Source organism: Pseudomonas sp. C11, assembly GCF_034683865.1.
Lineage (GTDB): Bacteria > Pseudomonadota > Gammaproteobacteria > Pseudomonadales > Pseudomonadaceae > Aquipseudomonas.
The window spans coordinates 175,971-197,140 of record NZ_JAWIIP010000007.1 but is presented as its reverse complement, the minus strand read 5'-3'; the positions used below and the strand labels follow the sequence as shown (position 1 = coordinate 197,140).

The window sequence follows — 21,170 nt, the reverse complement described above, 5'->3', positions numbered from 1 at the left end:
TCAAACTCAAGATTTCAATGCTTCGGCCAGTTTCGCGAGCTTGCCGCGAACAGAGCCATCGATTACCAGGTCGCCGGCGCGGATCAGTACACCACCGATCAGGGTGGCATCTTCCGCGGCGTGCAGACGCACTTCTCGGCCGAGCCGTGCACTGAGAACCTTGGCGAGTTTGTCTTGCTGTTCATCGCTCAATGCGAAGGCACTAGTTACATCCACGTCGATCGACTTCTCCTGCTCGGCCTTGTACAGCTCGAACAGGGCGAAGATGTCCGGCAACAGGGCCAGACGGTCGTTCTCGGCGATAACGCGGATGAAGTTCTGTGCCTGGGCGTCGAACTTGTCACCACACACCTCGTTGAAGGTGGTGGCCTTTTCTGTACTCGTCAGACGCGGGGCCTTGAGCACGCGCTGCATGGTGTCGTCGAGCGACACCGCCGCAGCCAGGCCGAGCATGGCTGACCAATTGGCCAGTTGCTGGTGGGCCTGGGCGTGCTCGAAGGCAGCCTTAGCGTAAGGTCGGGCCAGCGTGGTCAGTTCTGCCATGATCGCGCCCTCGCTTAAATTTCGGCTGCCAGTTTGTTAACCAGCTCCGCATGCGCGTTTTGGTCGATGGATACGCCCAGGATCTTCTCCGCACCGCTGACTGCCAGGCTACCCACTTGGGCACGCAGGGCGTCTTTGATGCCGTTGATTTCCTGTTCGATCTCGGCCTGAGCCTGAGCCTTCACGCGGTCAGCTTCGACACGGGCCTGATCACGGGCTTCGTCGACGATCTGAGCAGCACGCTTATTGGCTTGCTCGATGATTTCGGCAGCCTGCCCTTTGGCTTCGCGCAGTTGCTGGGCCACTTTCTCGTGGGCCAGCTCCAGATCACGAGCCGCGCGGTTGGCAGCGTCCAAGCCGTCTGCGATCTTCTTCTGACGCTCCTGCAAAGCCGTAATGACCGGAGGCCACACGTACTTCATGCAGAACAGCACGAAGATGAAGAAGGCAACGGACTGGCCTATCAGGGTTGCATTAATGTTCACGCCAACACCTCGCTCGTTCGTTGTCCGTCACACCAATTCACTCGAAAACGAGTGAATTAGCCTGCGATTTGACCAACGAAGGGGTTCGCGAAGGTGAAGAACAGTGCGATACCAACACCGATCATGGTCACGGCGTCCAGCAGACCGGCGACGATGAACATTTTGACTTGCAGCATCGGGACCATTTCCGGCTGACGCGCAGCGCCTTCCAGGAATTTGCCACCCAGCAGACCGAAACCAATGGCGGTACCCAGGGCACCCAGGCCGATCAGCAGTGCAACGGCGATAGCGGTCAAACCAACTACAGTTTCCATTTTTCCTCCCGACTTACAGTCGTATTGGTTAGGTTTTTGTTGAAGCGGTAAAGCGAAATCGTTTGTTTACAGCGCCCTCACGCCCGCAGGCAGTGGGGGGTTGTCCTGGCCGGCACCGCCTGGGCGGTGCCGAGGAACCTCACTGACAGCCTTAGTGGCTGTCTTCGTGCGCCATCGACAGATAGACGATGGTCAGCATCATGAAGATGAATGCCTGCAGCACGATGATCAGGATGTGGAAGATGGCCCAGGCCACTTGCAGCACACCACCCAGCGAGCCCAGCAGCATGCCGCCGCTGAACATGATGGCGATCAGGATGAAGATCAGCTCGCCGGCATACAGGTTGCCGAACAGTCGCAGTGCCAGGGAAACCGGCTTGGCGATCAGGGTGACGAACTCGAGCAGGAAGTTGACCGGAATCAGAACGATCTGCACGGCCATGTTCTTGCTGCTGAACGGATGCAGGGTCAGCTCACCGAGGAAGCCGCCGATGCCTTTGACCTTGACGCTGTAGAACAGCAGCAGGGCAAAGACCGACAGGGCCAGGCCCAGGGTGGCGTTCGGGTCGGTGGTCGGTACCACGCGGAAGTACAGGTGCGGGTCGCCAGCGATGGTGGCAGCCAGTTTCGGCAGCCAGTCAACCGGGATCAGGTCCATGAAGTTCATCAGGAAGACCCAGACGAAGATGGTCAGGGCCAGCGGAGCGATGAGCGGGTTACGACCGTGGAAGGTGTCCTTGACGCTGCCGTCGACGAACTCGACCAGAACTTCGACGAAGTTCTGCAGACCGCCAGGCTGATCCGAGGTGGCCTTGCGAGCCGCCAGACGGAACAGAACGATGAAGATCAGGCCGAGAACCACCGACACCGCCAGGGTGTCTACGTGGAAGGCCCAGAAGCCCATTTCTTTGGCTTCCTGTGCGGTGTGGGCGAAACTCCAGCCATTCACCGGGTGCTGACCATAGGTCAGGTTGGTGAGGTGGTGCTGGATGTAACCCGAAGCGGTTTCTGCTGCCATTATTTGCCTCGAACGCTTTAAGGTCTTGAAAATTTCGTTATCAGCAGCGGGGCGAACCAGCTGACCATCAGGGTCAGCAGGTAGACACCGAACAACATCGGTGCCTCCAGGGGTTTCACGCCCGCAAACGCCAGTGCGAAGAGCACGAACGTCAGAATCAGTTTTCCCGCTTCGCCCGCATAAAAAGAACGGACGATTTCCCTAGCAGCCCGCGCCCCGCTGTAACGGAACGCCTTGTGGGCGAAATACATATTCGGCAGCCAGGCGATCATCCCGCCGAGCAGCGCCGAATAACCGGCTACGTTGCCTCGCCATTGCCAGCACAGCGCAGCGGCCAGTAGCAGGACGATGAGTTGGGCCACCAGCACCGGAAAAACCGGTAGACGATGGAAGGGCAAGCGCTTCGGCATGCGGCGTTCCATCAACAGTTGACCTCGACTATCGACCGCTTTAAATCAATGAATTGGCATAAAAAGTGCCAACAAAATTGCGCGCAGAGTATAGGGGGCGTATGCCCCCCATTCAACTGCCAGGTAGTGTTTTCCGACCGTGCGCTACACGGCCAGGTGTGCCGAATTGTTTCAGCGGATATGGGCGAGCACGCCCTGCAATTCGTCGAGGGAGTTGTAACGGATCACCAACTGGCCTTTGCCCTTGGCACCGTGTTTTATCTGCACCGGCGAGCCCAGGCGCTCTGCCAGGCGCTGTTCCAGGCGGCTGATATCCGGATCGGCCTTGGCTTTGACGGGAGCCGGTTTGGCGGAGAGCCACTGGCGCACCAGGGCTTCGGTCTGACGCACGGTGAGGCCACGTGCGACAACGTGTCGCGCAGCTTCGATCTGCTGTTCGAGGGGCAAACCGAGCAGGGCACGGGCATGGCCCATCTCCAGATCACCATGGGCGAGCAGGGTCTTGATCTCTTCCGGCAGGGCGATCAGACGCAGCAAGTTGGTGATGGTGACGCGGGATTTACCGACGGCATCGGCGACCTGTTGCTGGGTCAGCTCGAATTCCTGCTGCAGGCGCTGCAGGGCCACGGCTTCCTCGATCGGATTGAGATCCTCGCGCTGGATGTTCTCGATCAGCGCCATGGCGATGGCGGCCTCGTCGGGCAGCTCGCGCACCATGGCCGGGATCTTGTCCTGGCCGGCCAGTTGGCTGGCTCGCCAACGGCGTTCACCGGCGACGATTTCGAAGCGACCGCCGCCGATGGGGCGCAGCACGATGGGCTGCATGACACCCTGGGCACGGATCGAAGCCGCCAGCTCTTCCAGCGCGGTCTGATCCATGTCACGACGCGGCTGATACTTGCCGCGCTGGATCAGCTCCAGGGGCACGTATTGCAGCTCGCGCGTGTCGACCTGGGCGGCCTCTTCCTGCAGTGCGCTGACGGTGTTGCCGCCAAGCAGGGCGTCCAGACCTCGACCCAGACCTCGTTTCTTCGCAGCCATGCGATATTCCTTAAGCGGTAGCGGTTTTCGCGGCGGCGCGCTGACGGCGCACCAGCTCGCCGGCCAAGGCCAGGTAGGCGATGGCGCCACGGGATTGTTTGTCATAAACCAACGCCGGCATGCCGAAACTCGGCGCCTCGGCCAGGCGCACGTTGCGCGGAATCACGGCGTCGTACAGTTTGTCGCCGAAGTGTTCCTTGAGCTGAGCCGTGACGTCGTTGGTCAGGCTGATGCGCGGGTCGTACATGGTGCGCAGCAGACCTTCGATCTGCAGCTTGGGATTGAGCAGTTCACCGATGCGCTGAATGCTGTTGACCAGATCGGAAAGCCCCTCCAGCGCGTAATACTCGCACTGCATGGGGATGATCACGCCGTCGGCGGCGACCAGGGCGTTGATGGTCAGCATGTTCAGCGACGGCGGGCAGTCGATGAGGATGTAGTCGTAGTTCTCGCGGATCGGCGCCAGGGCATAACGCAGGCGGCTTTCCTTCATCTTCATTTCCAGCAGGGCAACTTCGGCGGCGGTGAGGTCGCGGTTGGCCGGCAGCAACTGGTAGCCGCCGTGCTCGGAAAACTGCATGGCGTCGCTCAGATCGCACTCACCGATCAGCACGTCATAGATCGAATGCTCCAGGGCGTGCTTGTCGACACCACTGCCCATGGTCGCGTTGCCCTGAGGATCGAGGTCGATCAGCAGCACGCGGCGCTTGGTCGCCACCAGAGAAGCAGCCAGGTTGATGCACGTCGTGGTCTTGCCCACGCCGCCTTTCTGATTGGCGATCGCGAATACCTTGGCCATCTTCCTTCCCCCTTAGACCGAGCGACGCAGTATCAACAGATGGCGCTGGCCTTGGCAACCGGGAACCCGCAGCACATGCGTGGCACTGAGACGGAAGTCCGCCGGCAGTGCCTGCAGCTCGTCATCCGGGTGTACGCCCTTCATCGCCAGCCATTGGGTGTCGGCATTGCCGAGGTGACGCGTCCAGTTGCTGAAATCTTCCAGGCTGCTGAAAGCCCGCGAGCTGATGCCATCGAAAGGTTGCTCGGGTCGGTACGCTTCGACCCGGTTGTGGACAACCTCGAGGTTGGCGAGTTTCAGCTCCAGCTTCACCTGGACGAGAAAACGGGTCTTCTTGCCGTTGGAGTCGAGCAGGGTGAAGTGCCGTTCGGGGAACATGATCGCCAGCGGAATACCGGGCATACCGCCGCCACTGCCGACGTCCAGCCAGTTATCCCCACGCTCGGCCACGAACGGCACCACCGACAGGCTGTCGAGCAGATGGCGCGAGACCATTTCGTCGGGGTCGCGCACGGCGGTGAGGTTGTAGGCCTTGTTCCACTTGATCAGCAGCCCCAGGTAGGCGAGCAGTTGTTCCTGCTGCAAGGCGCTGAGCTCGATACCGAGCTCACGGGCGCCCTGGAGCAGTTCTTCGGCGTGACGTTGAGTGACCGACATCAGGCGCTCTGCTCCAGTTTCTGTCCGGCGCTGCGCTTCTTCAGGTGAATCAGCAGCAGGGAAATCGCCGCCGGCGTAACGCCGGGGATCCGCCCAGCCTGGCCAAGGGTGGCCGGGCGAGTGTTGCTCAGCTTGAACTGAATTTCCTTGGACAGCCCGGAAATGGTGCTGTAGTCCAGATATTCCGGCAGCTTGGTGTCCTCACTGGCACGCAGCTTGGCGATCTCATCCTGCTGGCGGTCGATATAACCGGCGTATTTGGTCTTGATCTCGACCTGTTCGGCGACCTGGTTATCCACAGCCGGGGCTTCGGTTACTTCAGCCAGGGCGGCGTAGTCGATTTCCGGGCGGGCCAGCAGGTTGAGCAGGTTGTATTCGTGAGCCAGTGGCGTACCGAAGCGCGCGGCGATGGCATCGCCCTGCGGCGTGCCCGGGCGTACCCAGGTGCTCTTCAGGCGCTGCTCTTCCTGCACGATGCCTTCGCGCTTGGCCTCGAAGGCCGCCCAACGCTCGTCGTCAACCAGACCCAGTTCGCGACCTTTCTCGGTCAGGCGCAAGTCGGCGTTGTCCTCACGCAGAATCAACCGGTATTCGGCACGCGAGGTGAACATGCGGTAGGGCTCCTGGGTGCCGAGGGTGATCAGATCGTCGACCAGCACACCGATGTAGGCCTCGTCACGACGCGGGCACCAGGCCTCTTTGCCCTGTGCACGCAGAGCGGCATTGCAGCCGGCCAGCAAGCCCTGCGCACCCGCCTCTTCATAGCCAGTGGTGCCATTGATCTGGCCGGCGAAGAACAGACCGCCGATGACCTTGGTTTCCAGGCTGTACTTGAGATCACGAGGGTCGAAGTAGTCGTACTCGATGGCGTAACCGGGACGCATGATGTGTGCGTTTTCCATGCCACGGATGCTGCGCACCACCTGCAGCTGCACATCGAACGGCAGCGAGGTGGAGATGCCATTGGGGTACAGCTCATGGGTGGTCAGGCCTTCCGGCTCGATGAACACCTGGTGGCTGTCCTTGTCGGCGAAGCGGTGGATCTTGTCCTCGATCGACGGGCAATAGCGCGGGCCGACGCCTTCGATCACACCGGAATACATCGGCGAACGGTCGAGGTTCGCCGCGATGATCTCGTGGGTACGTGCGTTGGTGTGGGTGATCCAGCAACTGATCTGCTGCGGCTGGTGCTCACGCTTGCCGAGGAAGGACATCAGCGGCGTTGGGGTATCACCTGGCTGCTCGGTCATCACCGAGAAATCCACGGAGCGGCCGTCGATACGCGGCGGCGTGCCGGTCTTCAGGCGGCCGACACGCAGCGGCAGCTCACGCAGGCGATGGGCCAGAGCGATGGAGGGTGGGTCGCCAGCACGGCCACCGGAGTAATTCTGCAGGCCAATGTGGATAAGTCCACCGAGGAAAGTGCCTGTGGTCAACACCACGGAATCCGCATGGAATCTGAGGCCCATCTGGGTAACCACGCCTTTGACCTGAGTGTTTTCCACAATCAGGTCATCGGCTGCCTGTTGAAAAATCCACAGGTTGGCCTGGTTTTCCAGAATCTCGCGTACCGCTGCTTTGTACAGCACGCGATCAGCCTGGGCGCGAGTGGCACGCACGGCTGGGCCCTTGCGGCTGTTGAGGATACGGAACTGGATGCCGCCCTTGTCGGTAGCAGTGGCCATGGCGCCACCGAGCGCATCGATTTCCTTGACCAGATGGCTCTTGCCGATCCCACCGATGGCCGGGTTGCAGCTCATTTGGCCGAGGGTCTCGACATTATGGGTGAGCAGCAGGGTCTTCACGCCCATGCGTGCTGCAGCCAGGGCTGCTTCGGTACCGGCATGACCGCCACCGATCACGATCACGTCAAAACGGGAAGGGAAATCCACCACGCACCTCGTGCCTGTTGAGAAAGGGGGTTTTCAGAAAGGCGGCAAGTATAGGGACTTAAGCCTGCTGAATGAAGCCTTCTGCACAAAAAATAGCCAATCGGTCAGTGCTGGCCTGACTCACGAGCATCACTACCTGATCACCCTCTGCCCGGTGAGAAATACGTTCAGGCTTATAAAGAATATAAAGAGAGAATTTTTATAAAGCTTGTTCTTTATGTTTATGTATAGAGCCATGCCTTTCTGTGGATAAACCGCTGTAAGCCTTACAGATTCTGCTGTACAGAGAATGATAAGCCTGTGTCGTTCCTGCTGGGTTCCACTGAGAAAGCTGCTTAACCATTGTGGATGGAAGTGCTGCTTACCCACAGGCATGGTTACGCCCAGCTTTGTCATAGGGTTATGGGCAGGGTTTATGGGAGGTTTTCCACAGGGTTTATTTGGGCCTGAATAACTCAAAAAATATGTGGTGGGCGTTGATCGACGTGAGCTTGGTACATGCTTGGAGAGCCCGCCGATTGCAGGAAGCGGGTGATCGTCAAGCACATTTGGTGGCTACGTTCGTTAGCGGGGGAAGATCGACGTCAGTCAGCGAATACATTTCGCAGTACTCATACGATCGATGCCGAAGGCGTGACAGGGGGTAGATGTAAGGCGCACCAAGCAGGTGCGTGGAAATCGACGGCAGGACGACTCGCGAGTGGCGATCTGAAAAAGCCCCCACCCAAGGCAGAAGATATGGGCGGGGGAAGATGAGAGTTTTATTGGCTCTTGCGCCAGGTATCGCTCAGTGTGAAACCGGTGGGGAAAGGATCGCTGTGATCTAGGACGTATTGGTGGAAACCCGTGATCCAGGCGTTGCCGGAGATGGTCGGACGGATGCCCGGTTGCCCACCGACAGTCAGTGTCTCGGCGATCTCGCCGGTGAACTCGGTGCCGATGATCGATTCATGCACGAAGCGTTCGCCCGGCTTGATCTGTCCACGGGAATGCATGACCGCCAAGCGAGCGCTCGTACCAGTGCCGCAGGGCGAACGATCCAGGCGGCCCGGGGAAACGATCACTCCATTGCGCGAGCGCTTGCCTTCGGGCGTGTCGCGTAGCGGACCTGCGAACAGCGTCTGGTTGATGGTGTGGATTTCCGGCTGTTCCGGGTGGACGGCCGGAATCTGCTCTGCCGCGGCGGCCTTGATCGTCTCGCCGACGCTCACCAGGGTCGCCGCTTCGTCCGGGGTGATGTCGAAGCCCAGCGCCTGGGCATCGGCCAGCACGTAGATCATACCGCCATAGGCCACGTCGACCTTGAGCGTACCCAGCCCCGGAACCTCGATGTGCTTGTCGAGCGCGAAAACGAAACAGGGGACGTTGCTGAACTTCACGCTGATGCACTTGCCTGCCTTGCAATGGGCCTCGATACGCACCAGCCCGCCGGGAGCCTCTAGGGTCAGCCGGGTTATCGGCTCCTGCATCGGGATCATGCCTGTCTCCAGCAGCGCGGTCACCGTGCAGATGGTGTTGGTGCCGGACATCGGCACGTAGTACTCGGACTCCATGATGACGAAGCCGGCGTCCGCTTCCGGATGGGAAGACGGCAGCACCAGGTTCACGCACTGTGTGACACTGCCGCGGGGCTCCTGGAGGAGAAACTTGCGGATGTCGTCCGCTTCGTTTTCCAGGTACTTCATTTTGTCGAACATGGTCTTGCCGGGAACGTCGAGCACACCGCCGGTGATGACGTCGTTTCGCTCGCCAGCCGCGTGCACGCCGACCACATTGATCATTCGTTTGAAATTCATGGCACTTCTCGCAGGTTTGCCCCACAGGGCACTGGAAGTGACGCCGCCGGAGCGGCGTCGTCCGGACCTCAGTCTACGGTGTTGGGCAGCACCGGCGTGCGCTCGCCCATGCGAATGAAGGTCGACTTCACCTCCATGAACTCCAGCAGGCCATCAACGCCATTTTCACGGCCGTAGCCACTCTGCTTGTAACCACCGAACGGCATTTGCACCGAGGTTTCCAGATAGGTATTCACGAACACGGTGCCGCTCTGCAGGCGCTTGGCCACGCCAAGCGCCTTATCCAGGTCCTTGCTCCAGACACCGTTGCCCAGGCCGTAGTCGGTGTCGTTGGCCAGTGCGACCGCTTCGTCCAGCGTCTTAAAGGTGGTCACTGCCAGCACGGGGGCGAAGATCTCCTCGCGGAAGATGCGGTGTTCCGGCTTCACATTGCAGAAGATGGTTGGGCCCACGAAGTAACCATTGGCCAGCTCCCCTTCGGTCAGGCGCTTGCCGCCGTAGACGAGGGTGGCCCCCTCCTCTTGACCGATGCGGATGTAGTTCAGGACACTGTTGAGGTGATCTTCGTGAATGAGCGCGCCAATCTGAGTCTTGGCTTCCATCGGCAGCCCCACGACGACCTTCTTGGATCGCTCCACCAGGCGAGCCACGAATTCGTCGGCAACCGATTCCTCGATGAGCAGACGGGTGCCAGCGACGCATTCTTCGCCCTGGTTGAGGATGACGCCGAACAGCACGCCATCCAGCGCGGCATCCAGGTCAGCATCGGCGAACACCACGTTGGCAGCCTTGCCACCGAGTTCGAGGGCCACGCGTGTGAGATCTTGCGAGGCGGCAGCTGCAATCTGCTTGCCGACGCGCGTGGACCCGGTGAAGGAAACCATGGAGACATTCGGGTGACGCGTCAGGCGCTCACCCACGACCGAGCCCTTGCCGGTGACCACGTTGATCAGGCCATTGGGCAGGCCGGCTTCAGCCGCTAGGCGAGCCACCTCCAGCGCGGTGCCCGAGGTCAGCTCGGAAGGCTTGATCACCACCGGGCAGCCCGCGGCAATGGCGTAGGGTAGCTTCTGGAACAGGCACACCATGGGGAAGTTCCACGGCACGATCAGCCCCACCACGCCGCGAGCTTCGCGAGTCACCAGGCCCAGGCGGTTTTCACCGACGTGGGAGTGCGCTTCACCAGGAATCTGCCACGCGAGGGAGGCAGCGAAACGGGTCAGTTCCGCTGACCAGAGGACTTCACCTTTGGCATAGACGATGGGTTTGCCGACCTCTTCCGCTTCGATCTCCGCCAGGCGGTCGGCGTCACGCTCGATCAGGTCTGCCCATTTGTTCAGCAGCTTTGCACGTTCGGATGCCGGCACGTTCGACCAACTGCCTGCCACATGCAGGTCGTGGGCGACGGCCACCGCGCGATCCACATCTTGCTCGTTACCAAAGGCGAACTCCGCCAGCAGTCCGCCATGAGCCGGAGACTTGCGCGAAATGAACTGCTCATTGGCTGGGGTCTGCTCGGCGCCGTTGATCCAGTGTTTGTATATTCGAATCATGGGAAGGACCTGCTGTTGGACTTGTTAATGTATACGTTTACAATTTAAGGTTATCGTTTCGGGTGTCAAGCCTCTTCATCACCATGCCGACCATTAGGCTTCCGCGCAGTCAGCACCTTGTCGAGTCGAGACCTTGCCGATTCGAATGAATGGATTATGCATAGTTATGTAATCGTTTACAGTTTTTTCTTCAAGGCTCTCCCTGAAACCACGCACGGAGCCAAACAGACGGCGTGATCGCTAGCGCCTCCGATGGCCCGCGTCGCCCTGCCGGAGCGCCAAGCTTGAGAAATTGATGGTCGAACCTTAGGCTTGAAGCCAGAAACCATGCCTATTTGCGGGCGTATGGCTAATACTTGATTCCGAAAAGGCGCTGCTCCAGGCAGCCTTTCCCCTTCTTCACCGCTCTGACGGCTACAGCGTCCGAGCCAGGATGCTCACCGAGGTCGTAGTGGTCAGAACGCCCAAGCAAACACCCAAGCGCGTAAACGTTATCGACGTAGCCAAGGCTGCGGGCGTGTCCGTTGCGACCGTATCGCGCAGTTTCAACCTGCCCCACCACGTACGCGACGACGTTCGCGCCAAGGTGCTGGAGGTGGCACAGAAGATGGGCTACACGCCGAACTCCGCGGCCAAGGCCCTGCGTTCACGCAAGACCAATGTTATCGGCGCCGTCATCCCGACACTCGACCACGCCATCTACGCCACGATGGTCAACAGCTTCCAGGCGTGGCTGGCCCAGTATGGCTATGTCGTGCACGTGCTTTCCTGCGGCTTCGACTCCAGCTCCATCTACGACAAGGTGCGTCTGCTCGTCGAACGCGGAGCCGAAGGCCTGCTGGTGGTAGGTGAAATCGCCGACGAGGAGCTCGAGGCCTACCTGAAGGAGTACAACATGCCGGTGATCTGCACCTACTCCTATCTGGAGGATCGTGCATTTCCCTTCATCGGCTTCGACAACTACAAGGCCACCCAGCAACTGATTCAGTACCTAATCGGCCTGGGGCATCGCCATATGGCCATGCTCACCGGGCCGATCCAGGGCAATGATCGCCAACAGGCGAGGGTCAGGGCCTTCGAAGACAGCCTCAAGCCGCTCAACGGCGAAGCCAGCCACGTCATCTACGAAAGCACCGAAGGCTACAGCATTGAGTTCGGCGACAAGACCATGCGCCGTATCTTCATGGCGCAGCCTGAAGTTACTGCCGTGATCTGTAACAGCGATGTGATCGCCTTTGGCGTGTTGTCGGCCTGCAAAAGACTTGGCATCGATGTGCCATCGAAGCTCTCAGTGGTGGGATACGACAACCTTGAATTTGCCGAGTACCTAGATCCGCCGCTCACTACCCTGGCAATCCCCGCCGAAGAGATGGGGCAACTGAGTGCCGAGTCGATGATCGCTCACCTCCGCAATGGCTCGGACATCAAGCCTGTCCTTCTCGGAACCGAACTCATCATTCGCCAATCCACTCACTCCACCTGAGCGCTTTCCCGAACATAAAAAACGACCCACTTATGCGGGTCGTTTTTTTCTCGCCTCGTTACTTTAGGCTGCGGCCTGAACTCGTGCTACCGGTGCCAAAAAACGCTTGCGGTTCCAGCAGTAGTAGAGCGTTGCCGGGACGAGCAAGGCCGGGATCCAGCTCTGATCCGAGCCGATGATCTGGGCGAAGTAGCTGTGGTAGAAGGACATGTCCATGAAGGGTACGGTCGACAGCACGCCCAGCAGGTAGATGGCCATAGTCGAGAAGTTGTACTTACTGTACTGACCATCGACGTTGTACATGTCGTCAACTACGTACTTGCCCTTGCGCACCAGGTAGAAGTCGGCCAGGTTGATCGCGCTCCACGGCACCAGGAAGTAGACCTGTGCGATCAGGATGTCGGAGAAGTAGGAGAAGAAGTTGTACTGCGTCTTCACCGCGATCCAGGTTGCCGCGATGGCCGTCAGCGCCATGGCGATGAACTTTGTGCTTCGGCTGATCCGGGTCATCCCGCGCATGCCAGTGAAGATAGTCATGCCCGACATGTAGGCGCTATAGAGATTCAGCGAGTTGATCTCGATGACGCCCAGCACCACCACTATCATCGCTATTTTCGACCACGGGCCGAAGAAGCTGCCGATGGCGCTGCCTGGATCATTGGTCACGTCCTTGAGCAGAGTCGCCAGCAGAGCTCCCAGTAGCATGACCAGGCCAGCGCCCAGCAAGTTGCCGATGTAGCTATACCAGAAGGTTTGCTTGCTCGAGATATTCGCCGGCAGGTAGCGCGAGTAGTCCGCTACATAGGGGCCGAATCCAAGGGTCCAGGAAGCTGCCTGCATCACGGTCATCGCGAAGGCGGTGGCCTTGAATGTGTCGGTCATTTCGATTGCCCCGATGGGCAGCGGCTTTTGCAGCGCCAGGACAGCAACTACCAGGAAGAGGATGCCCGACAGCGCCGACATTATGGCGCCGAAGCGGTGAATCAGCTCGTAGCCGATGAAACCCACCACGAAGGAAATGGCACCGAAGAGGATGATTGCCGTGTTATCGTCGACATCTAGGAATGCCTTGATGGAGTCCCGCATCACCACACCGTTGGCCGCAGTGAACAACACGAAAGCCAGGTAGTTGATCAGCAGCGGGAAGCCCGCACCGAGGACGCCGAACTGCGCACGGCTCTGAATCATCTGGGGGATCCCCAGGTGAGGTCCCTGGGAAGAGTGCGCCGCCATGAATATGGTGCCAATGGCACAGCCCAGGATCAGGGCAAGGCAAGTCCAGGCGAGGTTCAGCCCGGCCACGATGCCCAAGGTACCGACCACCAGAGTGGTCACTTGCATATTCGCGCTGAACCAGATCGTGAAGAGCCGTTTGGGGTGTCCGTAGCGCTCGGAGTGCGGTACGAACTCAATGCTTCTCTTCTCAATATCCATCACTAACCTCGCTTCAGCGGTGCACGTAGGCGCGAGTCCCGCTCTTGTTCTCATATAGCCCTATACCGGGCTGCCCTTTATTAGTCCAGGAATGTAATCCTTTACATTTCATGGCGATAAACTACACAGAATCCAACACCCCTCGGGCAGGCCATCCTCTCCAACCCCGAGGTTGCTACCCAATGGGTAGTATTTTCTATGTAAAGGTTTACAGGCAGATTCCATGCCATCTCCCCAAGCACCGACATCTTCCATAAAGACCTTAAGCGCAGACCAGCAAGATCGCGAATTGGCGATGACCAAAGCCGGACAATTCAAAGAGAGCGAGTAGTTTCGAGCCCTCCAGCCCGTTTAATTAAGTAACACTCGCTAATGGATGCGTTACGAAAGTACGTTTCTAGATGGTGCGTTCGGGAGGAAAACGCCCCATCGGGGAGCATCAAAAAATGACGAAAATAGGTGCCGACGGCCAACATGGTGCTGTAAAAAATGTAAACGTTATCATTGCATGCTCAGCTACGAGGGTCGTCGAATGAGCTTGATAGATGCCGTACTGGCCGTAATGCTTTGTGCACGGATTCACGACGATCCCGATGCCATTCGCAAGACGGCTTTGCGCTGCGCCAAGCGTTTGCCCAGACGCTATCGCCACTTGATGAACTCGATCGCCCCAACCTTTGCTCCAGCAATACCAACGCGATGGCTATCATGATCGGCGTGAAAGCGGCAGACCTTATCCGGCGCGCCATTTGACCTCAGGAGCCCTCACTTTGAGAGCTCCTTTGTCGCACGTACCGCACCCCGCTGAACTACCGACTTGCAGGCCGCGCAAAACGCGACCTGCAGGTTCATTTGGAGCAAACGAGTTTGCTGACTATCACTCCGCCACGGATGTCAGGGAAAGCGAGCTGGCTCCACGGTCGCGATACTGCAGCCAGACGTCCACGAGAACCAGGGCGCTAGTGAGGATCGACGAGACCAGGCTGACGATCACGAAGCTCGACCCGAAGTAAAAGATCAGCATGCGCCATACGATCGAGCGAATCGCCTTGCGAATGTTGCGGCGCGGAACTTCCGACTCGGCTGCGGCGATGGTCACGATCTCCATGCTGGTAAAGCTGAACAGCGCCAGAACCAGCGCCGAGGGGATACTCGGGATACCTGTCGGCGCAAAACCACCGTTGTTCCACAAATGCCGCACGCCGGAAACCAAACTAATGGGCAACACGCCGAAAATGGTGAAGGCGCCCAGCGCGATGAAGGTCAGGATGGTCACCACCTTGACCAGCGAGAACCAATACTCCAGCACTCCGAAGCTCTTCACGCTGAGTATGTTGGTGCAGGTAAGACCGACGATCAGGCCGAAACCCACAAGTATCGAAGAAACACCAAGCCAATGCCCGAGAATGTCGGAAGCAAAAACGCCGAAGGATTACCTTCGGCGTTCTTTATCTGGCAGTATTTCAGAAGGCTAACGGCCTGAGGCGTATTACCTCGATCGATTGCACACTTCGTCTTGCCTCTTCGGAGAACTCGATCTCGGCAGAGGCGGAAAGCGTCAGAACCTGGTTGGGGTCGGGAAACTCCATTGTCCAGAGCGACGTCTCGGCACTGCAAATATCCTCCAGCTCGCCACGCACTGCATTGGCTCGCCCTACATCACAGCCATAGCGCACCAGATGGAGGTCACCCTCCCCTGTCATCAGTTCTTCCGCTATGCGCTGCGGATTGAGTATCCGCAAGTGCTGGCGGTGGATCTGCGGCGCGGCATGGGCGAGGAAGTCCTCGCGCCAGCCTGGCTTTTCCGCCAGCGCCACCCGCAGGCGGGCGCGAGCATCCAGCGACTCGTATTCCCACAGATGAAAGAAGCGCACCTGGCGGCTGTCCTGCTCCAGCCAGGTGCCCCGCAACCGACCGTACTCGTTGCCCCGCAGTGGCATGCAGACCCGTTGGAAAAGGTCAAAGTACACGGGCCACTTTTCGGGCAGGAGTCGATACTCGCGCAGTTCATGGATCATGGCGGATCACCAGGCGGTATAGCCGCCGTCGACGGTGAACATGGCACCGGTGGCGAACTTCGAGTCGTCCGAGGCGAGGAACAGGATCATGTTGGCGATGTCAATCGGGTCACCCATCTTGTTTAGCGGCGAACGGGCCTCCAGGGCCTTGCGGAAGGCTTCCGGGTCCGGCACCTGCTGGAACATCTTGTCGTAGTAGCTGGAGTTGATCACGCCCGGCGCCACGCTGTTCACGCGGATGCCCTCGGCCGAATGGTCCAGTGCCATGGCACGGGTCAATGCAGCAACACCACCTTTAGCGGCGACATATGCGGCGCGATCCTTGATGCCGACCACGGAAATGGTCGAGGCCAGGTTCACCACCGAGCCGCCACCACGCTTAACCAGTTCGGGCAGGGCGTACTTCGAGCACAGGTACACGCCCTTGAGGTTCACGTCGATGACGCTGTCCCAGGCATCTTCCTCGAGGGTCACGACGGTGCCCAGGCAGCCGAAGCCGGCGTTATTGACCAGGATATCGAGGCCGCCGAAGTGCTCCACGGTCTTCTCGACCATCGCCTTGACTTGCTCGGCCTTGGCTACGTCCACTTCCAGCGCGAAGGCGTTGTTGCCGATGCGTTCAGCAACAGCGGCGGCTTGCGCGTAGTTGCGGTCGGCCAGAACCACCTTGGCGCCCTGCTCGGCGAAAAGGATGGCGGTGGCTTCGCCGATGCCGGCGCCGGCGCCGGTGATGAGTGCGACCTTGTTCTGCAGTTTCATGTGTGGGTTCCTCAGAAAACCAGGGATTGCAGTTGCTTGCTGACGGCCTCTTCGATGCTCAGGGCGGCCAGCCAGGAAGTACGGGGGTTGTCGGGCAGCGGGTTATTGGCCAGACGAATGCTCAGGTCGCCGAAGGAGCCGACAGCCTGCACCTCGTGAACGTTGCGATCCACGCCGGGATCGGCGACCAGTTCGACCTGGGTCGCTTCGAAGCCGACACCGGAAAGTGCCACTGCCGCAGTGACGTTGGCGTTCTTCGGAAAACGAATGGACGCCTCAGCCGCTGTGCCGCGGAAAATGGTGGTCGGCTGGCTGATTGCCGCCAGATCGAACTCCTCTTCCGCCGGCGAGCCGGCCCAGGCACGCGGAGGCTTGCGGCCAACGTAGACCACCTTGTCGAGACCGGCGGAGCGAGCCGAGCGCAGTGCGTCCAGGCCACCGATTGCGCCAGAAACGAGGATCAAATGCGCGTTCCCGGCATGGGCCGCTGCATCCAACGCATCTTTGATGGACTTGTCGGCGAGCGCACCGATGGAGGCGATCACCACGTCGATGCCAGCACGCAGCAGAGTCGGAACGGTTTCCACCACGGCCGAGTGACCGGCGCACTCGACGACGAGGTCGGGCTTCCAGGCGATCAGGTGCTGGACGTCGTTGAACACCTCCAGATGGTGTTCACTCACGAACGCTTCTGTATGCACCACATGATCGATGGCCGCATAGGCCGCTGCGGGCAGGTGATCATGCTGCAGGGCATCAAGTACCCGCTTGCCAATGGCGCCCAGGCCAATGATGCCGACACGGGAAATGGGTTGAGTGCTCATGCTTGTGTCTCCCAGAAGTTACGCAGCAGCGATGCGAACTCGGCGGTTCGCGTGACAGGTGTGAAATGACCACCACTGAGTTCCCAAAGCGTCGCGCTGGGAATGAGGCTGGCGAGCTCCTGGGCGTGGTGGTAAGGAATGACGTAGTCGTCGGCGGCGCCGATCACGAAGGTCGGACGCCGGACGTTGGCGAGCTCCGCCTTGCGGTTGTAGCCCAGCAGCATGTCGATACGTGCGGAGACCATCTTCACGTCGACCGACGAGGGTGCCTCGAAGTCCAGTGCTTCGGCGACGGCGAAGTGCTCGCCATACCATTCGGATGGGTAGGCCACCAGGCGGGTCAGCGCCGTGTAGGCCGCTCCACCCAAACGGTCGAGCAGAAGTTTGCGGTAGGCGAAGAAGTCCTCGAAACGCTTGTCCGGCTTTGCCCAGCCGCTGCTCAGCACGATGCTCTTCACCCGCTCCGGATGGTCGAGCGCGAGGCTCTGGGCGACCAGGGATCCCGTGGAATGTCCGACCACATGAACCTGCTCCAGGTCGCGCTCGTCCAGCAGGCGCAGGATCGCTGCGACGATGCCCGGAATGGTCGGCAGTTCGGACAGCGCACTGCCACCGATTCCCGGATGATCGAAGGTGATGACGCGATACCGGCTGCTCAGCTCGGCGACGGTGGGCTGCCAGAAGGTAGCCTGTCCGCCGAGTCCGGATATCAGCAGCACGGCCTCACCCGTGCCCTGATCCAGCGCGAAGACTTCGTTTGCCATTGCCGCGCTCTCTCAGTTCTTGGTGTAGGAGAACACACCGTTCTCCTTGCCTTCGATCTGCTCAATGTTGGTAGGGCGTTCGAAAGGCTCCGGGGCCGGCTCGCCGTTCTTGCGCGGACGACCGATATCGCGGAAGAAGTTCTCCAGGCCGCTAGGGGTCATGAACCAGACCCAGTGCAGGTCGACTTCGCCGTCGTTGATGAAAGTGTGGGAGTTGTGCTTGCCCAGGAAGACCGTGACGCCTGGCTCGAGGGCGTACTCTTCACCGTCGATGATCGCTTTGCCCTTGCCGGAGATGAAATGCAGGATCTCCTCGTTGGCCGGGTGGGCATGCTCGCGAACGCGGCCGCCTGGCGGTAGGGTCTGGGTGCCCATGGAGAGATCGCGCTCCATCTTGGTAAGGCTCGGCGATACGCACACGGAGACGTGGCCATTGGCGGGCTTGGGCTGCCAATAGCTGACCTCGGTATCGCGGTTGAAGTAGTAGACGACGCCCTTGTCTTCAGGGGCTTTCAGGGCATTGTTCGAGTCGGTCATTGCTGTCACCTCATGAAATGGGACTGGTTTTACTCGTAAACGTTTTCATTTCGAGCAGAAAAACAAGGAGATAGAGCTCCCCTTACAGCTGCACAGGCACGAATTTCTCAATTTCTTGTTGTTCGATCCCCTCGCTTGCGCGCCGGGTACAGATCATCAGAACCACGAAGGCGAACATCGGCAACAGCATCGCGAGCTTCAGCCCGACCGCACCCAAGGCACCCGACCCGGAGAGCACCGCCGATTGGCCGAAACGGCGCACCAGAGGATCACCGGTCAGGCGCCCAACCGCCATAGCCAGGCTGAACGCACCAAAGGCGAAGGCCGCGAAGCTGGCCGATGCTCCGGTGACATCGGTGAGATACAGGGAGCTCCAGTCGATGACCGTCCGCTCGATGAACAGGGCCAGGAACGTCAAGCCGGCTATGGCGAGCAGGGCCAGGTTTGGCATGGCGAAGGCGACCCCCTGCCCTTCGGCATCTCTCACCGCGGGCCCGAGCTTGCCCAGCCAACGGCTCGCCATCAGCGAAGTCAGCGCTACCATTGCCGAGGCGAACGAAAGACAGTGGACAGGCCCCAGGCGGTCGGCTAGCAGCGTGGCTACAGCCGAGGCTCCCACCAGGCCGCCGATGCTGAACACGGCATGGAAGGACGACATCAGGGGCTTTTCCCGACGCCCCTCGATGATGGAACCATAGGTGTTCATCGCCACGTCGAACACGCTGTTGGCCACGCCAAGCAGGAATACTGCGACGCTGTACTGCAGCGAGGTAGTTGCCAACGCCGATAACGGCAACACACAGGCCTGCAAGACACCGCCCAAGAGCAAGGTAGTGCGGCTACCCAAGCGAGTGACCAGGCCTCCCACTAGGAATAGCGTGAGCATGGTGCCCGCAGCGAATGCACTGAGCGCCATCCCCAGCTGTTGATCGGAGAGCGCCAGCGCCTCTTTCATGCCTGGAATATTGGTGGCCCAGATCGCCAGCACCATGCCGTTGACGAAGAACATGGCCGAAGTGGCTGCACGCGCCTCACCCAGGTTTTTCGAGTTCTCGTTGCTCATCACTGCATACTCGATCTTGTTCTTGTAGCGGTTACAGGCGCAGCTTCCAGTGCCCGAACACAGGACCTGATTCAGGCGACCTTGTAGTAGTCGGCATCCACGCGTTGGAGCTGCGGGCGCCCGCGCACGTGATCGGCGATCTTCTCGGCCATCATGATCACCGGCGCGTTGAGGTTGCCGCTGACGATCTCCGGCATGATCGAGGCGTCGACTACACGCACGTTGTCGAGCTCGTGTACCTGGCCCCAGGCGTTCACCACGCTCTGGTCATCGTTCCCCATGCGCAGCGAGCAGCATGGGTGGTAGTTGGTTCCAGCCAGTTGACGTAGCATCGCCAGGATCTCGGCGTCGCTCTGGGTGGCTGCACCTGGAGTCACTTCTTCGCCACGGTAGGGATCCCAGGCCGCCTGCGAGACGACATGACGGATCGCTTTTACCGCCGCGATGGCCTCGGCGCGGTCTTCCTCGGTGGAGAGGAAGTTGAAGTTGAACTTCGGCGCCTCCAACGGGTTGGCGCTGCCCAACCAGACCGAGCCGGTGCTGGTCGGACGCATTAGGCTGAAGAAGTACTGGAAGCCGTTTTCCAACTTGACGCTGCCGTGCTGGAACTCGCCGAGCATCGGGATGAACTCGAACTGAACGTTCGGCACCTTGATCGACTCATCAGTACGTATGAAGGCCCCAACCTCGAAGAAGTTGGTCGCACCCATGCCCTTCTTGAACAGCTGCCAGAGCAGGCCGAGCTTGGCCTTGCCGAGCAGGGTCAGGTCCTTGGCGATCGACACATTCTGGGTCGCGCGGTACTGCACCGGCGCGGCGATATGATCCTTCATGCCCTTGCCGACGCCCGGCAGGTCTGCGGCCACCTTGATGCCGAACTGCTCGAGGTGCTTGGCCTCGCCCACCCCGGAAAGCATCAGCAGATGCGGCGAGTGGATGGCGCCGGCGCAGAGGATGATCTCGCGGCCGATCTCGATGACCTGCGGTTCGCCGGCGGCCAGCAAATGTACACGAACCGCGCGTTTGCCGGAAAACTCGATGCGAGTGACCTGAGCACGATCGCACACATGCAGACGCTCACGGTCGTTATTGGCGTGCAGGTATGCCTGGGAAGTGCTCCAGCGAATACCGTTATGGATGTTGCGCTGGGTAATATGCACACCTTCCTGGCGATAGGCGTTGTGGTCGTCGACGTGCTTGTGTCCGGCTTGCACCCCGGCTTCTAGGAATGCGTGGTAAAGCGGGTTCTCGGCCTTGCAGGTCTGGATCTTCATGGGGCCGTCGCCACCGCGGTAGGCGCTCTCCCCTTTGTCGAAGGTTTCGGCCTTGCGGAAGTACGGCAGGCACTCGGCGTAGCTCCAGCCCTCCAGGCCCAAGGCACCCCAGTTGTCGTAGTCCCAGGGATTGCCACGTACCCAGTTCATGCCATTGATCGACGACGAACCGCCCAGGACCCGACCTCGGGCCTCGTAGATCTTGCGGTCGCGCAGGCCGGCTTCAGGCTCGGAATGCAGGTACCAGTTGAACTTGTCGTTCATCAGCGGGAAGCCCAGCGCCGCCGGCATGCGGATATAGAGACTCTGGTCGGAGGGGCCTGCCTCGAGCAGCAGTACCTTGACGCCCTTCTCTTCCGCCAGGCGGGCCGCCATCACACTGCCTGCGGAGCCCGATCCCACCACCACATAATCGTAGGCTTTCAGTGCAGCCCGACCGTAGATATCACGCACGTTTGTTCTCCCGAGAAAATTGTTGTTGGGCGAGAGCCAGCCTGAAGCCGTTG

The 21,170-nt window shown here is 59.9% G+C and carries 21 protein-coding genes; 1 reads left to right on the top strand and 20 read right to left on the bottom strand.

What is annotated here, in order from left to right:
- Positions 1-6 precede the first annotated feature (6 nt).
- The 11 genes from VC352_RS13370 to VC352_RS13320 all read right to left on the bottom strand — a co-directional run bounded on the left by VC352_RS13370 (position 7) and on the right by VC352_RS13320 (position 10,508).
- Positions 7-543 (bottom strand): F0F1 ATP synthase subunit delta, encoded by a 537-nt coding sequence (locus VC352_RS13370; protein ID WP_013717980.1) that lies wholly within the window; start codon positions 541-543, stop codon positions 7-9.
- 14 nt (positions 544-557) lie between these two features.
- The gene (locus VC352_RS13365) at positions 558-1,028 is read right to left on the bottom strand and encodes a F0F1 ATP synthase subunit B (protein ID WP_322980043.1); all 471 of its coding nucleotides are present in this window, start codon (positions 1,026-1,028) and stop codon (positions 558-560) included.
- 56 nt (positions 1,029-1,084) lie between these two features.
- The gene (gene atpE, locus VC352_RS13360) at positions 1,085-1,342 is read right to left on the bottom strand and encodes a F0F1 ATP synthase subunit C (RefSeq protein ID WP_003097235.1); all 258 of its coding nucleotides are present in this window, start codon (positions 1,340-1,342) and stop codon (positions 1,085-1,087) included.
- Between the two features lie 151 nt (positions 1,343-1,493).
- Positions 1,494-2,360 (bottom strand): F0F1 ATP synthase subunit A, encoded by an 867-nt coding sequence (gene atpB, locus VC352_RS13355; protein WP_322980042.1) that lies wholly within the window; start codon positions 2,358-2,360, stop codon positions 1,494-1,496.
- A 17-nt stretch (positions 2,361-2,377) separates the two neighbouring features.
- Positions 2,378-2,782, bottom strand: coding sequence for a F0F1 ATP synthase subunit I (locus VC352_RS13350; protein ID WP_416340171.1), 405 nt, complete (start codon positions 2,780-2,782; stop codon positions 2,378-2,380).
- Between the two features lie 159 nt (positions 2,783-2,941).
- Entirely contained in the window at positions 2,942-3,811 is an 870-nt protein-coding gene (locus VC352_RS13345; RefSeq protein WP_322980040.1) for a ParB/RepB/Spo0J family partition protein, read from the bottom strand.
- Between the two features lie 10 nt (positions 3,812-3,821).
- Entirely contained in the window at positions 3,822-4,610 is a 789-nt protein-coding gene (locus VC352_RS13340) for a ParA family protein (protein WP_322980039.1), read from the bottom strand.
- A 12-nt stretch (positions 4,611-4,622) separates the two neighbouring features.
- A complete protein-coding gene (rsmG, locus tag VC352_RS13335) occupies positions 4,623-5,270 on the bottom strand; it encodes a 16S rRNA (guanine(527)-N(7))-methyltransferase RsmG (RefSeq protein WP_322980125.1) in 648 nt (215 codons plus the stop codon).
- Positions 5,267-7,159, bottom strand: a complete 1,893-nt coding sequence (gene mnmG / locus VC352_RS13330; RefSeq protein WP_322980038.1) for a tRNA uridine-5-carboxymethylaminomethyl(34) synthesis enzyme MnmG — start codon at positions 7,157-7,159, stop codon at positions 5,267-5,269. Before mnmG ends, rsmG begins: the two co-directional genes overlap by 4 nt.
- A 761-nt stretch (positions 7,160-7,920) precedes the next feature.
- A complete protein-coding gene (locus tag VC352_RS13325) occupies positions 7,921-8,955 on the bottom strand; it encodes a proline racemase family protein (protein WP_322980037.1) in 1,035 nt (344 codons plus the stop codon).
- A gap of 68 nt (positions 8,956-9,023) precedes the next feature.
- Positions 9,024-10,508, bottom strand: coding sequence for an aldehyde dehydrogenase family protein (locus VC352_RS13320; protein ID WP_322980036.1), 1,485 nt, complete (start codon positions 10,506-10,508; stop codon positions 9,024-9,026).
- Between the two features lie 433 nt (positions 10,509-10,941).
- On the opposite strand from VC352_RS13320, the gene VC352_RS13315 reads away from it, so the two are divergent.
- Complete coding sequence (locus VC352_RS13315; RefSeq protein WP_322980035.1) at positions 10,942-11,991, top strand: LacI family DNA-binding transcriptional regulator; 1,050 nt, start codon at positions 10,942-10,944, stop codon at positions 11,989-11,991.
- A gap of 63 nt (positions 11,992-12,054) precedes the next feature.
- Here the strand turns inward: VC352_RS13315 and VC352_RS13310 are convergent, their stop codons facing one another.
- The 9 genes from VC352_RS13310 to VC352_RS13270 all read right to left on the bottom strand — a co-directional run bounded on the left by VC352_RS13310 (position 12,055) and on the right by VC352_RS13270 (position 21,117).
- Positions 12,055-13,425: a purine-cytosine permease family protein gene (locus tag VC352_RS13310; protein WP_322980034.1), complete on the bottom strand. Its 1,371-nt coding sequence runs from the start codon at positions 13,423-13,425 to the stop codon at positions 12,055-12,057.
- An 877-nt stretch (positions 13,426-14,302) separates the two neighbouring features.
- Positions 14,303-14,833, bottom strand: a complete 531-nt coding sequence (locus VC352_RS13305) for an amino acid permease (protein ID WP_322980124.1) — start codon at positions 14,831-14,833, stop codon at positions 14,303-14,305.
- A 55-nt stretch (positions 14,834-14,888) separates the two neighbouring features.
- Positions 14,889-15,443 (bottom strand): NIPSNAP family protein, encoded by a 555-nt coding sequence (locus VC352_RS13300; protein WP_322980033.1) that lies wholly within the window; start codon positions 15,441-15,443, stop codon positions 14,889-14,891.
- Positions 15,444-15,449: 6 nt separating this feature from the next.
- Positions 15,450-16,202 carry an SDR family oxidoreductase gene (locus VC352_RS13295; RefSeq protein WP_322980032.1) on the bottom strand — a complete coding sequence of 251 codons (753 nt, stop codon included), beginning with the start codon at positions 16,200-16,202 and terminating at the stop codon, positions 15,450-15,452.
- Positions 16,203-16,213: 11 nt separating this feature from the next.
- Positions 16,214-17,026 carry an aspartate dehydrogenase gene (locus VC352_RS13290; protein WP_322980031.1) on the bottom strand — a complete coding sequence of 271 codons (813 nt, stop codon included), beginning with the start codon at positions 17,024-17,026 and terminating at the stop codon, positions 16,214-16,216.
- Complete coding sequence (locus VC352_RS13285) at positions 17,023-17,790, bottom strand: alpha/beta hydrolase (RefSeq protein WP_322980030.1); 768 nt, start codon at positions 17,788-17,790, stop codon at positions 17,023-17,025. Before VC352_RS13285 ends, VC352_RS13290 begins: the two co-directional genes overlap by 4 nt.
- A gap of 12 nt (positions 17,791-17,802) precedes the next feature.
- The gene (locus VC352_RS13280) at positions 17,803-18,327 is read right to left on the bottom strand and encodes a cupin domain-containing protein (RefSeq protein ID WP_322980029.1); all 525 of its coding nucleotides are present in this window, start codon (positions 18,325-18,327) and stop codon (positions 17,803-17,805) included.
- Positions 18,328-18,409: 82 nt separating this feature from the next.
- Positions 18,410-19,390 carry an MFS transporter gene (locus tag VC352_RS13275; RefSeq protein ID WP_322980028.1) on the bottom strand — a complete coding sequence of 327 codons (981 nt, stop codon included), beginning with the start codon at positions 19,388-19,390 and terminating at the stop codon, positions 18,410-18,412.
- A 71-nt stretch (positions 19,391-19,461) separates the two neighbouring features.
- Positions 19,462-21,117 (bottom strand): choline dehydrogenase, encoded by a 1,656-nt coding sequence (locus VC352_RS13270; RefSeq protein ID WP_322980027.1) that lies wholly within the window; start codon positions 21,115-21,117, stop codon positions 19,462-19,464.
- Between the last annotated feature and the right edge of the window lie 53 nt (positions 21,118-21,170).

Bases quoted from the DNA above. Each gene is read 5' to 3' on its own strand.
- VC352_RS13350 (WP_416340171.1), bottom strand. From the start codon at position 2,782: ATGGAACGCCGCATGCCGAAGCGCTTGCCCTTCCATCGTCTACCGGTT.
- VC352_RS13275 (WP_322980028.1), bottom strand. From the start codon at position 19,390: ATGAGCAACGAGAACTCGAAAAACCTGGGTGAGGCGCGTGCAGCCACT.
- VC352_RS13345 (WP_322980040.1), bottom strand. From the start codon at position 3,811: ATGGCTGCGAAGAAACGAGGTCTGGGTCGAGGTCTGGACGCCCTGCTT.
- VC352_RS13310 (WP_322980034.1), bottom strand. From the start codon at position 13,425: ATGGATATTGAGAAGAGAAGCATTGAGTTCGTACCGCACTCCGAGCGC.
- VC352_RS13295 (WP_322980032.1), bottom strand. From the start codon at position 16,202: ATGAAACTGCAGAACAAGGTCGCACTCATCACCGGCGCCGGCGCCGGC.
- VC352_RS13315 (WP_322980035.1), top strand. From the start codon at position 10,942: ATGCTCACCGAGGTCGTAGTGGTCAGAACGCCCAAGCAAACACCCAAG.
- atpE (WP_003097235.1), bottom strand. From the start codon at position 1,342: ATGGAAACTGTAGTTGGTTTGACCGCTATCGCCGTTGCACTGCTGATC.
- VC352_RS13320 (WP_322980036.1), bottom strand. From the start codon at position 10,508: ATGATTCGAATATACAAACACTGGATCAACGGCGCCGAGCAGACCCCA.
- VC352_RS13300 (WP_322980033.1), bottom strand. From the start codon at position 15,443: ATGATCCATGAACTGCGCGAGTATCGACTCCTGCCCGAAAAGTGGCCC.
- atpB (WP_322980042.1), bottom strand. From the start codon at position 2,360: ATGGCAGCAGAAACCGCTTCGGGTTACATCCAGCACCACCTCACCAAC.
- VC352_RS13325 (WP_322980037.1), bottom strand. From the start codon at position 8,955: ATGAATTTCAAACGAATGATCAATGTGGTCGGCGTGCACGCGGCTGGC.
- VC352_RS13370 (WP_013717980.1), bottom strand. From the start codon at position 543: ATGGCAGAACTGACCACGCTGGCCCGACCTTACGCTAAGGCTGCCTTC.
- VC352_RS13285 (WP_322980030.1), bottom strand. From the start codon at position 17,790: ATGGCAAACGAAGTCTTCGCGCTGGATCAGGGCACGGGTGAGGCCGTG.
- VC352_RS13280 (WP_322980029.1), bottom strand. From the start codon at position 18,327: ATGACCGACTCGAACAATGCCCTGAAAGCCCCTGAAGACAAGGGCGTC.
- VC352_RS13290 (WP_322980031.1), bottom strand. From the start codon at position 17,026: ATGAGCACTCAACCCATTTCCCGTGTCGGCATCATTGGCCTGGGCGCC.
- VC352_RS13340 (WP_322980039.1), bottom strand. From the start codon at position 4,610: ATGGCCAAGGTATTCGCGATCGCCAATCAGAAAGGCGGCGTGGGCAAG.